Below are 13,969 nucleotides of genomic sequence, written 5' to 3' on the forward strand. Positions count from 1 at the left end.
TGATTCTTCAGTGTATCCTGGTTTTTCATCATTTTGTAGTAAAATAGGGTTGTTATTGTTGTTTTTTAGTTGGTTGGTGGCTTGTGTGGCTAGGTGCAGGAATTGTGCAGTGTATATGGTAATTCCATTTACAGTAACAGTGTTAGGGATGGTTTTGGTGGATTCAATTCTGTTTTGTAGTGTCACGGCGGAGTTTACGATTTGTTCTGGTGTGAAAGTAACTGGTGGTGTGTATAATATGGGTATGTTTGAGGAGGTCCAGGGTTTAACAGTTATAAATGATGGTAAACTTCCTGTACTATTGTAAATGCTTAAAACACGACTGAAAAGATAAATTTGAGATGAATAACTAATTTTACCCTGACCAACAAGACCATATGGTGGTGCTTGGTGGTTATCGTTCATATAACTATTAATACGCTGAGCAAAATCCACGTAATCTGCTTGATTTAAGGTACCTGTGTTTAATTGTTCTTCCTGGTTGATGGGTGCTTTATCGTCTTGTAGTGCGATGGGGGTGTTATTATTGTTATTTATCTGATGAGTAGCCTGTGTGGCCAGGTGAAGATATTGGGCAGTGGTCAGGTTTTTATTCCCGATAGTTACACTATTTGGTAGTGCTTTTGTTGTTTCAATCTGGTTTTGAACTGTAGTTGAGGCGGCTGATATTTCATCAGTAGTGAATGATGTTGATGATGCTGAAACCTCACTAACATTTAAAAAGAGTGCAACTCCCAAAAGTATAACCAAGGATAAAAATATTTTTTTATTTATTATAAATGCCCCCTCCACTTACGCAAAAATTCATACGCATTTTTTGTTGTTATTTCATACTACCCTTTTAACATATATAAACGTTATGTTTAATTTCATAAAAAAATCCTTTAAATTTCTTTTTATTAAATTTAAAACGTTAAAATACGTTTAATTGGTGTTAACCCTAGAAATATTAATTCTTGTTTCTCACCATCGATGTGTACTCATTATAATATATTATTTTTAAGATCAAAATAATTCAACTGAAAATCTGATGTTCACATATATTAATAATTTTCACCGGAATAATAATTTCACAGGAATATTATACTAACCATACATAATATATGAAATATGAATATTAGGGGATCAAGGAGTAAACAACTTGAAGATCATCAGAACACCAATAGTAAACCAAACCATTCAAGACCTTAAAATAGGTGACAGAATTCTGATTTCAGGCACCATCCTCACAGGCCGTGATGCTGCTCTTCCCCAACTAGTAAAACTATTAAAGGAAGGCGACAGCCCGGTGGATGTTAAAGGGGCAGTGATCATGCACACTGCGGTAAGTCCCGCAGGAATAGCACCAACTAGTAGCAATAAAACCGAAATAGAAAGTAGTATAGCTCCCCTGTCTCGAGCAGGGGTGAAAATGCATATTGGAAAGGGAGCACTATCTCCAGACACAGTAGATTCATTGAATAAATATAAATCTGTCTTTGTGGTTACCCCACCAGCAGCAGCCCTCCTCACCAGTAAGATGACATCATCAAATGTGGTGGCATTCCCTGAAGAAGGTATGGAAGCCCTTCATAGTTTAGATGTCCTGGATTTTCCAGGAATTGTGGCAGTGGCTCATGGAAAGTCTATTTATTAAGGAATTTTGTTATTATTTATTGAAAATCCAGTTATTTTTTAATTAAACATCCATTATTATTAATTACTCTTTTTTAATTCAAATCAAACCACTTTTTATATTAAATATTGCTTATTCTCCCAATCATAGGATGTTATGAAAAATTATATTCACGGGTATGGCTTTCCAAAAGCCTTATCCCCTGCATCACCCAGTCCGGGTACGATATAACCATCAGGGTTCAGTTCTTCATCCACGGCACAGGTATATATCTCCACATCAGGATGTTCGGTTTGCACCCGTTCTATGCCCTGTTTGGAGGCTATCACATTGAGTAACACCAACCGACGTGGATTTCCCTTCTCCTTAACACGGTCCAAAATGGCATTCATGGTATTTCCAGTGGCCAGCATGGGATCAGCAATTACTAATATTTTATCATCCACAGGGGGAAGTTTAAAATAGCCAACCTCCACTGGAAAGGGCGGTTCATCCTTCCGGGAGGCACCCACCACACCATATTGTGCATTTCTGAAAACTCTCATAATCCCCTCAACCAGGGGGATAGCTGCTCTTAAAACACTCACCACCACAATATCATTCTTATCTCTTATTCTGACTCCTTTTGCAATTCCCAAAGGGGTTTGCACGGTCACATCCTCTTTTTCAAGAGTGTTGGTTAGTTCATAGGCTAACCAGCGCCCTATTTCGATTATTCCACCGCGGAAGTGAATGCCATCTACTCCTTCCCTTCTAATCATGGTGAGTTTTTCCTGAACCAGTAAATGATCGACTAATTTTATCATAATTATTACACCTGAAATGTCCAGTTATTAATTAACTATTGGTGATTTATTATTAGTTGATCTTTGTATGACTACATTATTAATATGGGATTTTCAAAAAATTCATCTTACTTAAAAAATATAATAATAAATGGTGAGTTTAAATGAAAATAAAATTATTGGCAATAGCTGCAGTTCCTCTAATTTTAATAGTTATCCTCGCAGTTTTTATTCTTATCGTTCCCCAAAGCATTAACGAAACAGGTTACAGTTCTGAAATTTTAGCCCAAAATCTGGAAGTCCCCTGGGCCATTGACTTCCTTCCTGATGATCGTCTGATCTTTACCCAGCGCGGAGGAAAGGTGAGCATTCTGGAAGGAAAAGCGGTCAAAACAGTCGGACAGGTAAATGTAACTCAGAATAGTGAATCCGGTTTTCTGGGAATAGCAGTGGACCCTAACTTCACCTCGAACCATTACATCTACGTCTATTATTCCCTGGGTGATTTCAACCAAATATCCCGTTTCAATCTGGAAGGAGACCAGATAATCAATGAAACAGTTATACTGGATAAGATCCCGGCAGCAGCCATCCATGATGGGGGCAGATTGAAGTTCGGACCAGATGGCAAGCTCTATGCAACTACTGGTGACTCTGCCAATCCCAGCCTGGCCCAGGATACTACTTCACTGGCCGGCAAAATACTACGTCTCAACACCGATGGCACAGTACCTGAGGACAACCCATTCGGGAACTATGTTTACAGTTACGGCCACCGAAACCCTCAGGGGATAACCTGGGGTCCCACAGGGATAATGTACGCCTCTGAACACGGGCAAAGTCAAAATGATGAGATCAACATTATTACCATGGGTGGAAACTATGGATGGCCACTTTATGAGGGTAACAACACCGTAACAGGTTACATAAAGCCTCTGAGGGCATACACAGAACTCACTCTCGCCCCTTCTGGAATAGCCTACTACCAGGGTGCTCTTTATGTTGCAAGTCTTAGAGGCACTCAACTTAGGAAAATCACCCTATCTAGTGATGGTAAAACTATTATGGGGGAAAAATCAACTTTCACGGAGCTGGGGAGAATAAGAGATGTAGTTGAGCACAATGGATATCTCTACATCACCACTTCCAATCGTGATGGAAGGGGAGTTCCACAGAGTGGTGATGATAAAATAATCAGAATTAAAATGATTTAAGGGGAATTAAAGTGGTTCAAAATTAATAATAGTTGTAGATCTAATCATCAATAAGACTACAAACTTTAATCCTCATCCTTAATCAGTTCTTGTTGTCAATTATAATCCTTTTTTATTTCATCTTCTTTTTTATTATTATCATCTCTATTATGTTTTATCCGAACGTTTTTACCCTTAGCTGAGGGTATAACTTTCATATCCCCATCTTCAAACTCCAAGTCTAGCTCTTTCCCCTCATGTAGCATGTGGAGGAATATGGCCAGTGATGAAACCTCAGAGTGGGGTTGGGTGGTCACTGAAACATTCCAGTCTGCCTCCTGATACACTTTACTGGGGACCCGGGAGCCACCCACCACCACCAGTTTATCTGTGGATGAGCTTCTGATTTTGGGGGTAGCATCCTGAACAGGCTCACCATACATGGTTAGATGAATTACCTCTCCTCCTTTATTTTTCCATTCATCCATGAGATTCTCCCAACCTTTACGGTATTCCACCTGGAAATCACCTCCCCAGCGCTTCACCACATCCCGAACATTTTCCATGAGCTTTTTATCATGATCCCCACTTAAAAACACGCCTGATGCTCCCAGTGCCCTGGCAGTGAGGCAAACATGTGTGGTGATCCGTGCATCACGTTGCCAGCGATGATCCAATCGTAAAACTTTAACTTCCATTTAAACACTCCCTGAAATAAATATGACCATGAATAAAAGGGATAACATCCTACCCATCTCATTAGATGCACCCAGAATATCTCCATTAGCCTGTTTGAAGTTCTTCCTGGTGATAAGGGCCATTAACAATCCTGAAACAAGACCCCCAAGAATGCCAATGACTCCAGTGTAATTACCAGCAATTCCCATGAAATTGAAACCTAAAAATCCTAAAATGACGGTCAGAGCGACTGATCCAGTGAGGAGTTTCCAGTCCATGTTATTGATGAAGTACTGACCAGTACCATCGTTCAATGGTTCTGAAAATGTAGCACAGGTTATCAGGCTGAGTTTTGCAGCTACTTCCGACACAAAAATGGCAGGTAAAATGTAAACTGCAGTTAAGGATGCAATGGATGTGACGGTCACTAGAGAAACAATTAAAAGCAAGGCCAGGCCACCAGTGCCTATTCTTTTATCCCGCATTATCTCTATCTTCCGCTTGGGATCTCCGTGGGCCATAATACCATCCCCGCAGTCAACCAGACCATCCAGGTGATGGAAACCAGTGAAACTGATGGCCAAACTGTAAATCAGTGCTGCTGATACCAGTGGGGATAGATGTAGTGGATACACCAGCAGCCAGCCAAAGCCACCTGCAATAATTCCAATGAAAGCCCCAATTATTGGCCACAAGAAAGTAAACCTTGCCATTTCTGGGATGGTGCTGTGAATATTTAGGGGTAGTATAGTTGAGAATGATATTAGGCCCAGAAAACCATGCCAGCTAACATGGGATTCATCATCATTTTTCCCCACATCAGAAATGGGAACCTTCCTCTGGAGACTTTTCCGGGACATTTTTCATTCCTCAAAAATTTTGGACATGCAGCCTGCAATTAGGCCGGCGAAAACATCATCCAGCATAGGGCCCAATGTCCCAATGATCCCAGGTTTTGCTTCATCGTACCTTTTAAAGTTGAAAATAGCCTTAGTACCAGCGATCTGGTTGGCAATAGCCATCCCCAGAACCTCATCAGAGTAAAGGTAGGCTGGATCATCATCCACATCCACACCCTTAATCCGATGATTAATAAGATCTTCCTCAACCCTGATACCAGCTATAATCAACACTATAACATTAATATCTTCTAGTGACTTCTTGATTTGTTTTTCCAACGCTATTTCAAGTTTTTCAGTTTTTTCCACACCTGCCAGGAGTTCCAATCCTGCTTCCACCAGTTGTGGTACTTCAATCCCTGCTTCCCTCATGAAGTCGTAAATCGAGCCAGATACATCATTATCTTTCATTAAAACACCTGTAATCTATAATATTAAGAGGCATACACTATCTAAAATAGTTTATTCTAAATATTGAGTTAATTTTAGTTGTAACTGCGTATGCTTCCTGTTGGATTGTCTTAAGATCTAATCATTCTGATAAAATAAAATATCTATTAATGAGTATCTTATTTTGGGAATCTCAAAAAACGAATATTATTTAGATAATTGTGGATATATAATAATTAATAAAGTTATCAAATTGAATTGAAATAGGGAATGTTAAGTCCTAAATAGGATTTAATATTCATAATAGCCGTTTGAAACGGTTGTTATCAATATATGGGGGTGTTATATTGAAAGTTCATCTTAGAGTCTTTGTAGAGGTTGAAAACCTTGGAAAAGCTATGAATGCCCTTACTGATGCAGGAATTACCGGATTTTATATCCTGGAATATAAAGGCATGTCACCTCAGGACTGGAAAGGGTTCTCCATTAAAGAAGACCCTAAATCTGCTATTGGACTTATCAAGGACTACGCCACCGATGCAGTGCTGGTCTGCAGTGTGGTGGATGAGGAAAAAACTGATAATATAGTAGAATCAGTAATGCAGGCATTGGAAGGCGAAAAATATACCATTTTAGAGGTTCCTATCCGCAGAATCATAGTCAGTAAGCAGGGCAATGAAAAAGAAAGGGCTGAAACATGGTTACTTGAGAAGGAAGTTCCCTGTTTCTATTGTGGTGAAAATTCAGTTCAAAGGATAAGAATTGACATGAACAAGGCTAAAATATGGTGTACTAATTGTGGTGCAGCTCGTTACTACCTCATAAAAGGTGTGGAAAAGGAGGGAAGCTGATGGCAGTTAAAAAATGGAAACTTGAAAAGGGGGCTAACTGTTATAACTGTGGAGATGCCACTATTCATGACATAGAGGTGGACGAGTTCGACATTAAAATTCGCTGCCGTGAATGTGGATTCAGCCGCTATTACACATTCCATATGGTAGATCTGCCCCGTAAATGACTGTAGTGTTAGAAAGTTGAAGTAGAAAACAGACTTAATTTAAGATTAAACTTTTTTTTGATCTCACTATTTTAATCCAGATCAGATACTCTTTAAGCCGAGATCACCAATTTTTTTAAATCTAGATCCAATTATCGTAAGATATTCATTTTTTTAATGAATTTATTGAGATTATTTCGGAAAAAAACTACTATTTGAGGTTATAAACAGTACTGCCAGTTATATTTAAAATTAAAAATTCAAGTCTATGAATTTAAAAAGATTTTAAAAAATAGGGGATGATTAAAAAAGAAAATAGGCATATATTATATGCCTATTTATTTAATTTCAACCTTGAAACTCTCAGTTTTTTCCTGTTTTGGAATTTCAATCTTCAAAACACCGTTTTCGAATTCAGCATCTGCTTCCTGGGGAATGACCTTTTTAGGAAGTCTTACAGTTCTCCGGATAACTCCTGATTTCCGGTCGTGAAGGGTCATGTGGCTTCCGCGATTGATTTCCTGTGTTATGTCAAAATCAGCCTTGATACGAACTCTGGTTTCGGTGACATCCAGATCGATGTCTTCCTTTTTTATACCAGGCAAGTCGACGTGAACAATTACACTATCGTCTGTTTCCAGAATATCTTTTCCAGGGACGAAGGTGTAGTCAACAACGGATTTTCCAATGTCTTTGCTGATACTGTCAATAGCTTTGGCAGTATCTTCCATCATCTTCTCCACAAATCCTTTCTTATCTAAAATAGTCCTTTTTCTTTTCATTTATTTCACCTCATAGTTGTGAGTCAAACTCGTTTTTGAGTCAATTTAATTATACTCCTCAATCAATTATATAAAATTTCCCAGAAAACATAAAATAATGATAACAAAAGGATTATAAAAGATATAAGTGGATGAAATTGAAGTGTGAGTCGGGGTAAGAATAACCCCGATTAAGGGGGAATAATACTTTTAACATTATTCAAATAATTATTAATTTATTTAAGGAGGATTAAAGTCATGGTACTAATTATAGATCCACAACAGGCAGGAATATCTGGAAACATGGTTATCGGTGCCCTGGTAAGTTTAGGGGCAAATAAAAAAACAGTTAAAGAAATCATGGAGCATTATGGTTCCTATTTTGGACAGATAACTATTAACATAGGGGATGTTGATAAATCCGGAATTTTTGCGACCTTCATCAATGTTAAATGTTCTGACCACCAGGCCATAGCGTACCCCAGTTTACTGGAAACCTTAGAAGGAATTAAACATGAAAAAATCACCCCTACCATATTAAACTTTGCTAAAAAGGTTTTCAAAACACTGGCAATAGCAGAGTCGCATGTTCATGGAGTTAATATTGATAAAATACATTTCCATGAGGTAGGGGCGGCTGATGCTGTGGCAGATATAATGGGAGCTTCCTATGCCTTCCATGAATTGGGGTTAACTGACGAGAAAGTTTATGGACTTCCGCCATCCCTTGGAGGGGGCAGGGTAAAGAGTGCTCATGGAAATCTCAGTGTCCCTGCACCGGCAACCCTTGAAATACTTAAAAATGTCCCAGTAAAGGGAGGGCCTGTAAATCATGAACTTACCACTCCCACAGGGGCAGCGTTACTGGTGAATATGGTGGATGAATTCTCAGAATTTTACCCATTAATAACCAACAAAAAGGTTGCATATGGTGCGGGAAAGCTTGATCTGGAATATCCGAACGTTCTAAGGATAGTTTCTGGTACTTCTCCCATTCCCACTGATAACATATCGATTTTAGAGACTAATCTGGATGATGTTACCGGGGAAGTGTTAGGACACACAGTGGACAGACTCATGGAAGAAGGTGCCCTTGACGTAACCATAATTCCCACTATTGCTAAAAAAAACAGACCAGCTCATCTTTTAAGAGTGATCAGTAAATCCAGTATGAATGATATTCTTGCAGAGACTATAATCCGGGAAACAGGTACTCTTGGTGTCAGAACAATTCCCTATGTCCACAGGAACATTGTAAGCCGCGAGATAATTCCAGTTGAGGTTGATTTTGATGGACAACCAAAGACTGTGAGGATGAAGGTTGCTAAAATTGGTGAAGAGGTAGTCAATGTCACAGTTGAGTATGAAGATGCTAGGAAGGTTTCAAATGAACTAAAAATGCCCCTAAAAGATGTTATAAGGTTTATAAATCAAAAAATAAGTTTTTAAAATGCTGAATTATTTTTACATGAAATAATTTTTTTATCTATTTTTACTCGGTCTCCTATTTGGAATCAATATGGAAAAATTCAAATAATTTGTGGATCGTATATTACATAAAAATATTTTCATATGAAAAATGGTTGAACCAGCCTATTTAACTTTTAATGGTTCTTAAGGGGGGAATGATTTTGTCAGACATACAAGATTTAGAAAGTGAATATGAGAAACTTCAACTGGAACAAAAAATTATTGAAGCTAAAAAGAAGATAGCTGATACTGAAAGTGCTTTAAATCCTTCGGAGATGGAAAAAGCGAAAGCACAGGCAGAACAGGAGCAAGCAATAGCTGAAGCTCAGAAAGCCACTTTAGAAGCGAAATTACCTGATTTTAATGTGAAAGGTCCTGAGGGGACAATAACTGCTGATGGTACTGTTAACATCGAATGTCATATACTGGCTTACCAGGCTGTCTCTGAAATTGTATTGTACATAAGCGAAAAAATAAAAAAGAAACATCCAGAGACGAAGGCAGTGGTTATCTGTGATCGTAACGATCTTAACAACTATTTCTCATATAAAATATTCCAAAATCAGTTAGAACTATTAAAAAATGAATATGAAGCTGTTCTTAGCACTAAAATGAAAAATGTGAAAAGTAGAGATGTCAGGGGTCTTTTTGCCACTGCTTCATTAACCGGGGCGTCAACGGTTTTAAGTTCAATTGTAGATTTCGCTTCTTTGTTTAGGACCGATGTGGAAATTAAAGGAATAAATGTTGAAGTAGTTGAAGATGCATTGATTGCTGAACTAGTTAGAACCCTGAAGGATGAAATAACACCAATATACCCTCCTTTCAGGACAACTATTCCTTATAAGTTTTTAACTGAAATATCACAGTTAGATAAATGCAGAGATAAAGCCCTTAAAAAACTAGAGGATTGTAAAGATAATGAAGAATGCAACAAGGAAGATGTTTATGAGTTAAATGAGTTAAATGACCGTTATAAAAAAATAAGAAGTGCTTTAGTAGATATAGATGAAAAAACAGGCACCAACAGGCTGGAAAAATTGATAAAGGGTGAAATTTTAAATTTAGAACTAAAATCTCCAGGCACAGATATCCTTTACCTGAAGGTGGTAAAGGCAGGGGGAAATAACCAGACAAAAAGGAGATTTTGGGCAAATGAAATAGCCCACAGTGGTGGTGCTATAATAGCCTACTTCCTGATGGATAAAGATGGAAATATAAAAGAATCAAAGAATTTGTACTATCTTTCACCTTACCAGCGTTTTGATGAATCTCATGACAAATTGAATAATTTAAATTAAAAGAGAAATCCAGCTTAAATAAAATAATTATCGTGCACATATCATTCACATAAATAGTAAACTTAGAATAAGTTTAATTTATAAACTATTGATTCAACAACTAAAAAGATTAATTAAGGAGAATCACATGGAAAAATCAAAAAAAGCCATATCCGTCCTCTCCGGAGGTTTGGACTCTACTGTAGCCACTTCAATACTCGCTAAAGATTACAATACACATGCAATAACCTTTGATTATGGTCAAAAAAGTGCAGGGATGGAAATAAAATCATCAAAGGCCATATGTGAAAAATTAGGGATGGAACACACAGTTATCGAACTTCCATGGTTGGCTCAACTAGGAGGATCAGCTTTGACCAGTTCTGAAGAGGTTCCCAAACTTGAAATGGATGAACTGGATGATAAAGAGATTTGTGATGAAACCGCCCGAAAGGTATGGGTCCCAGGAAGGAATGTTGTTTTTTCATCCATTGCACTATCATTTGCAGAGGCAGAAAAAGCAGAGAAGATAATTGTGGGCTGGGATTTTGAAGAAGCTGCCACATTCCCTGATAATTCCAAGGAATTCTTGGATGCTTTTAATAACCTTCTGAAAATTGGTTCACTGGAGGATATTCAGATAGACGCCCCTTTGATCCAGATGGATAAAAAAGAAATTGTAAAACTGGGTGATGATATAGGTGCACCACTCGATATCAGTTATTCATGTTACATGGGTGACAAATGGCATTGTGGTGTCTGTGAATCTTGTATGAGACGTAAAAGGGCCTTTGAATTAGCTGGTGTTGTAGATAGGACAAAATATTTGGAATGACATGGGCTTTGAATAAATGATGATGATTTTTGATTTCATAAATTTATTTAGGGATATCATCTATCGATTTGACTATTTTTAAATGGTATTCATAATTTTTAGAAGTGGTTTTCTCAATTTCCAGTTTATCACCAGTTTTTAGTCCTTCCCATTTGATAAAGTAATGTTCATGGGGTAGATCTGGTCCCCTGCAGGTGCAGGGAATGATTCTACCTTGACTTCGCAGGAGGAATCATCTCCTTTAAGTACAAAAACTTCTCCCAATGGGGGGAAAAATGATAAATTATTCTTTAAAATAAATATAAAATTTTTCTTTGCTTCTTTTGCTGATATTTTCCTTGAATACTTATTTTTTGAACTCATGGATATCTCCCTTACTAATGAATTGGCTTTTTTTAATAAATAAAATCTACCACACTATTGGTTTGTGTCAGAATCAAAAATTGGATTATTAAATAGTCCCAGGAAGGATCAAAATCAATGAATTTGGGCAAAAAACTTAAGCAGGATATACCATATTATGTTCTATAAAATCGGTATTCTTGATAGTTTCAATGAAAAGAAATAGAAGATGGAAAAAAGCTTGATTTAAGGGTTTATGAATGTATAAAGTGTTCTGGATTGCCTAATATTGGAGAACCTGTATGTTATTTTGAAACGGGCATGATCATTGGCATATTAAGAGAATTAACTCCTAAAGAGGTTTTTGCTGAGAAAATACGGTGTTGGGCCAGTGGTTATTCTTTCTGTCACTTTAATGTAGAAATAAAAGACTAGTATTAGAAATGGGAAAAAGAATCATATAATAAAAGATAATGAACTATTAATTACACATACTTGAGGGGTAAATGTATGGTGGAAACCAAAAAAGAGAGATTAGATAACGTTTTATCATCATTTTTACAGGTCGGTCAAATAAAAGCCTGTGCCATTGTTTCAAAGGAAGGCCTCCTCATCAGTTCCCGAACCCCTCCTGATGTTGATGCCCGCATATTTTCAGCACTCTGCTCTACTATAATGGGAGCTGCAGAAGCTGCTTCAACACAAATGAAAACAGGATCTGTCAGTCAAATTTCACTTAAAACAGAAAAAGGGAATATAGTATTGATACCTGCAGGATCAAAAGCTATTTTAACCGCTTTAACTGAGATTGAAGCCCAAATAGGTCTTATACTTTTTGAGATGGAAGCAAGGGCAGAAGAGGTTGAAGAGATACTCCCCTGATAAATTATATTTTTAGATAAAATTAAATTAAAAATCAGAGCATTATTCTAAATTGGAACCCAATAGTTCATTCACATAAAATAAATGAATGATGGTATTTTTATTTTATAACCATCAAAGTATCCCCTGCACCTACAGTATCTCCTTCATCCACGAAGATCTCTTGAACTATCCCGGATTCAGGGGAGTGAATATCATTCTCCATCTTCATGGCCTCCAAAACTGCAACAACATCTCCTTCTATAACTTTATCCCCTTCTTTAACCTTTAACTTCAGGATCATTCCCTGCATGGAAGAGGTTACTCCACCTTCCACAGGTCCTGATGGTTTAACACCTTCGGAGGGTTCAATTTCCAGATATCCTGTTGGAATCACCTTAACCTGGAAACTCTCACCATCCACATCCACTTGGTACTCGGTGGGCATTGACGATGGGGTACTAGAACAATTATCTGATTTTGGTGGAACTAATGGTTCTTCTTCTGTTTCTCCTCTCAGGAATTTTGGAGCTACAGCAGGGTAAAGTGTAAAGGTTAGCACATCTTCTTCTTTTTTGATGATTCCCATCTCTTCTCCTTCTGCCCTGGATTTTTCAAGTTCAGGCTCTAGAAGATCGGCAGGGCGGCAGGTTATGAGCTCTTCATCGCCAATGATCTTATGAGCAATCTCCTGGTCAATAGGTGCTGGTGGTCTTCCATAGAATCCTTTAATGTATTCTTTAACTTCTTTGGAGACATTCTTGTACCTTTCTCCACCGAGAACATTCATAACTGCCTGGATACCTACAATCTGGCTGGTGGGAGTAACCAGTGGGGGGTAACCAAGGTCTTTCCGCACCCGTGGAACCTCTTTTAAAACATCCTCGTAACGATCCAGTGCATTCTGTTCTTTAAGCTGTGATACGAAGTTGGAGAGCATTCCTCCAGGGATCTGATAGAGAAGTACATCGGTATCCACTCGTTCGGTGATTGGATCTATAATGCCGCTGTATTTTTCCCTTATTTCTTCAAAATACTTTTTAATCTGATTTAAAAGCTTCAAATCCAATTCAGTGTCGTAAGGAGTTTCTTTCAAGGCAGCAACCACACTTTCAGTTGGTGGTTGGGAAGCACCCCATGCTAAGGGGGATATGGCTGTATCTAATAGGTCAACACCTGCCTGACATGCCGCATAATAGCTCATTGGGGTCATACCGCTGGTGCAATGGCAGTGTAGGTTAATCAAAAGGTCAGTTTCTTCTTTAAGGGTTTTAACCAGTTCGTAAGTGTCATGTGGTGATATCAATCCGGCCATATCCTTTATGGCAAGGGAATCGCATTCCAGAGCTTCTAGTTCCTTGGCAAGTTCCACGTACTTTTCTATGGTGTGATAAGGGCTGGTGGTGTAACTGATTGTTGCCTGCACATGGGCTCCCTGTTCCTTGGCAACTTTAATGGACATTTCCATGTTACGGATATCGTTCAGGGCATCAAATATACGAAAAACATCAACACCATTTTCATAGGATTTTTCAACGAATTCTCTTACCACATCATCAGGATAATGCTTGTAACCCACCAAATTCTGCCCACGGAGGAGCATCTGAAGTGGAGTTTTCTTTACCAGCTCTTTAATATCCCTTAATCTTTCCCAGGGATCCTCATTCAGGTAGCGGATGCAGGTGTCGAAGGTGGCTCCTCCCCAACATTCCAGAGAGAAAAATCCCACTTTATCCATTTCCTCGGCAATGGGGAGCATATCCCTGGTTCTCATTCTTGTAGCCAGGAGTGACTGGTGTGCATCTCTAAAAGCGGTTTCAATTAGCCTAATTTTAGTCATAGTGACCCTCAAATATTGGATAA

General features: G+C 38.2%; 16 protein-coding genes and 1 pseudogene. 9 read left to right on the forward strand and 8 right to left on the reverse strand.

Going from position 1 to position 13,969, the window contains the following annotated elements; translation table 11 throughout:
• Window positions 1-738, reverse strand: a pseudogene (locus tag HY987_RS08535) (pseudomurein-binding repeat-containing protein); the annotation flags it as partial.
• Window positions 739-1,141: 403 nt separating this feature from the next.
• On the opposite strand from HY987_RS08535, the gene HY987_RS08540 reads away from it, so the two are divergent.
• Window positions 1,142-1,636, forward strand: a complete 495-nt coding sequence (locus tag HY987_RS08540; RefSeq protein WP_292757565.1) for a fumarate hydratase C-terminal domain-containing protein — start codon at window positions 1,142-1,144, stop codon at window positions 1,634-1,636.
• Between the two features lie 149 nt (window positions 1,637-1,785).
• Here the strand turns inward: HY987_RS08540 and upp are convergent, their stop codons facing one another.
• Window positions 1,786-2,421, reverse strand: a complete 636-nt coding sequence (gene upp, locus HY987_RS08545; protein WP_292757567.1) for a uracil phosphoribosyltransferase — start codon at window positions 2,419-2,421, stop codon at window positions 1,786-1,788.
• A gap of 143 nt (window positions 2,422-2,564) precedes the next feature.
• On the opposite strand from upp, the gene HY987_RS08550 reads away from it, so the two are divergent.
• On the forward strand, window positions 2,565-3,614 hold the full coding sequence (locus HY987_RS08550) for a sorbosone dehydrogenase family protein (RefSeq protein WP_292757569.1): 1,050 nt from the start codon (window positions 2,565-2,567) through the stop codon (window positions 3,612-3,614).
• A 95-nt stretch (window positions 3,615-3,709) separates the two neighbouring features.
• On the opposite strand, the gene HY987_RS08555 is transcribed toward HY987_RS08550, so the two are convergent.
• The 3 genes from HY987_RS08555 to HY987_RS08565 are packed head-to-tail and all read right to left on the reverse strand — an operon-like array spanning window position 3,710 to window position 5,581.
• Window positions 3,710-4,291, reverse strand: coding sequence for a tRNA (cytidine(56)-2'-O)-methyltransferase (locus HY987_RS08555; protein WP_292757570.1), 582 nt, complete (start codon window positions 4,289-4,291; stop codon window positions 3,710-3,712).
• Window positions 4,292-5,131 (reverse strand): adenosylcobinamide-GDP ribazoletransferase, encoded by an 840-nt coding sequence (gene cobS, locus HY987_RS08560; RefSeq protein WP_292757572.1) that lies wholly within the window; start codon window positions 5,129-5,131, stop codon window positions 4,292-4,294.
• A gap of 3 nt (window positions 5,132-5,134) precedes the next feature.
• Window positions 5,135-5,581, reverse strand: a complete 447-nt coding sequence (locus tag HY987_RS08565; RefSeq protein ID WP_292757574.1) for a phosphatidylglycerophosphatase A — start codon at window positions 5,579-5,581, stop codon at window positions 5,135-5,137.
• Between the two features lie 326 nt (window positions 5,582-5,907).
• Between HY987_RS08565 and HY987_RS08570 the strand changes: the two genes are divergently transcribed.
• Together HY987_RS08570 and HY987_RS08575 are read left to right on the forward strand one after the other, a co-directional pair.
• Window positions 5,908-6,411, forward strand: coding sequence for an MJ1244 family protein (locus HY987_RS08570; protein WP_292757576.1), 504 nt, complete (start codon window positions 5,908-5,910; stop codon window positions 6,409-6,411).
• Window positions 6,411-6,578 (forward strand): hypothetical protein, encoded by a 168-nt coding sequence (locus HY987_RS08575; RefSeq protein ID WP_292757578.1) that lies wholly within the window; start codon window positions 6,411-6,413, stop codon window positions 6,576-6,578. The genes HY987_RS08570 and HY987_RS08575 overlap by 1 nt, the downstream gene beginning before the upstream one ends.
• A 317-nt stretch (window positions 6,579-6,895) precedes the next feature.
• On the opposite strand, the gene HY987_RS08580 is transcribed toward HY987_RS08575, so the two are convergent.
• Window positions 6,896-7,339, reverse strand: coding sequence for an Hsp20/alpha crystallin family protein (locus HY987_RS08580; protein WP_292757580.1), 444 nt, complete (start codon window positions 7,337-7,339; stop codon window positions 6,896-6,898).
• 237 nt (window positions 7,340-7,576) lie between these two features.
• Here HY987_RS08580 and larC point away from each other — a divergent pair, with 237 nt between their 5' ends.
• The 3 genes from larC to queC all read left to right on the forward strand — a co-directional run bounded on the left by larC (window position 7,577) and on the right by queC (window position 10,903).
• Window positions 7,577-8,767 (forward strand): nickel pincer cofactor biosynthesis protein LarC, encoded by a 1,191-nt coding sequence (gene larC, locus HY987_RS08585; RefSeq protein ID WP_292757582.1) that lies wholly within the window; start codon window positions 7,577-7,579, stop codon window positions 8,765-8,767.
• A 182-nt stretch (window positions 8,768-8,949) separates the two neighbouring features.
• Window positions 8,950-10,089, forward strand: a complete 1,140-nt coding sequence (locus HY987_RS08590) for a hypothetical protein (protein ID WP_292757584.1) — start codon at window positions 8,950-8,952, stop codon at window positions 10,087-10,089.
• Between the two features lie 91 nt (window positions 10,090-10,180).
• Window positions 10,181-10,903 (forward strand): 7-cyano-7-deazaguanine synthase QueC, encoded by a 723-nt coding sequence (gene queC / locus HY987_RS08595; RefSeq protein WP_292757656.1) that lies wholly within the window; start codon window positions 10,181-10,183, stop codon window positions 10,901-10,903.
• A 138-nt stretch (window positions 10,904-11,041) separates the two neighbouring features.
• On the opposite strand, the gene HY987_RS08600 is transcribed toward queC, so the two are convergent.
• The gene (locus HY987_RS08600) at window positions 11,042-11,266 is read right to left on the reverse strand and encodes a hypothetical protein (protein WP_292757586.1); all 225 of its coding nucleotides are present in this window, start codon (window positions 11,264-11,266) and stop codon (window positions 11,042-11,044) included.
• Window positions 11,267-11,524: 258 nt separating this feature from the next.
• Here HY987_RS08600 and HY987_RS08605 point away from each other — a divergent pair, with 258 nt between their 5' ends.
• Both HY987_RS08605 and HY987_RS08610 read left to right on the forward strand, forming a co-directional pair.
• Complete coding sequence (locus tag HY987_RS08605; protein ID WP_292757588.1) at window positions 11,525-11,680, forward strand: V4R domain-containing protein; 156 nt, start codon at window positions 11,525-11,527, stop codon at window positions 11,678-11,680.
• Between the two features lie 75 nt (window positions 11,681-11,755).
• The gene (locus HY987_RS08610) at window positions 11,756-12,127 is read left to right on the forward strand and encodes a roadblock/LC7 domain-containing protein (protein WP_292757590.1); all 372 of its coding nucleotides are present in this window, start codon (window positions 11,756-11,758) and stop codon (window positions 12,125-12,127) included.
• A gap of 100 nt (window positions 12,128-12,227) precedes the next feature.
• Here HY987_RS08610 and oadA read toward each other — a convergent pair whose 3' ends face one another.
• Window positions 12,228-13,946, reverse strand: a complete 1,719-nt coding sequence (gene oadA / locus HY987_RS08615) for a sodium-extruding oxaloacetate decarboxylase subunit alpha (protein WP_292757593.1) — start codon at window positions 13,944-13,946, stop codon at window positions 12,228-12,230.
• Between the last annotated feature and the right edge of the window lie 23 nt (window positions 13,947-13,969).

It is taken from the genome of Methanobacterium sp. (assembly GCF_016217785.1).
Classification (GTDB): Archaea; Methanobacteriota; Methanobacteria; order Methanobacteriales; family Methanobacteriaceae; genus Methanobacterium.

What these genes read in the sequence shown, in the direction of transcription:
- HY987_RS08610 (WP_292757590.1), top strand. Translation starts at nt 11,756, where the DNA reads ATGGTGGAAACCAAAAAAGAGAGATTAGATAACGTTTTATCATCATTT.
- upp (WP_292757567.1), bottom strand. Translation starts at nt 2,421, where the DNA reads ATGATAAAATTAGTCGATCATTTACTGGTTCAGGAAAAACTCACCATG.
- oadA (WP_292757593.1), bottom strand. Translation starts at nt 13,946, where the DNA reads ATGACTAAAATTAGGCTAATTGAAACCGCTTTTAGAGATGCACACCAG.
- HY987_RS08550 (WP_292757569.1), top strand. Translation starts at nt 2,565, where the DNA reads ATGAAAATAAAATTATTGGCAATAGCTGCAGTTCCTCTAATTTTAATA.
- HY987_RS08575 (WP_292757578.1), top strand. Translation starts at nt 6,411, where the DNA reads ATGGCAGTTAAAAAATGGAAACTTGAAAAGGGGGCTAACTGTTATAAC.
- HY987_RS08555 (WP_292757570.1), bottom strand. Translation starts at nt 4,291, where the DNA reads ATGGAAGTTAAAGTTTTACGATTGGATCATCGCTGGCAACGTGATGCA.
- HY987_RS08565 (WP_292757574.1), bottom strand. Translation starts at nt 5,581, where the DNA reads ATGAAAGATAATGATGTATCTGGCTCGATTTACGACTTCATGAGGGAA.
- larC (WP_292757582.1), top strand. Translation starts at nt 7,577, where the DNA reads ATGGTACTAATTATAGATCCACAACAGGCAGGAATATCTGGAAACATG.
- HY987_RS08580 (WP_292757580.1), bottom strand. Translation starts at nt 7,339, where the DNA reads ATGAAAAGAAAAAGGACTATTTTAGATAAGAAAGGATTTGTGGAGAAG.
- HY987_RS08600 (WP_292757586.1), bottom strand. Translation starts at nt 11,266, where the DNA reads ATGAGTTCAAAAAATAAGTATTCAAGGAAAATATCAGCAAAAGAAGCA.
- cobS (WP_292757572.1), bottom strand. Translation starts at nt 5,131, where the DNA reads ATGTCCCGGAAAAGTCTCCAGAGGAAGGTTCCCATTTCTGATGTGGGG.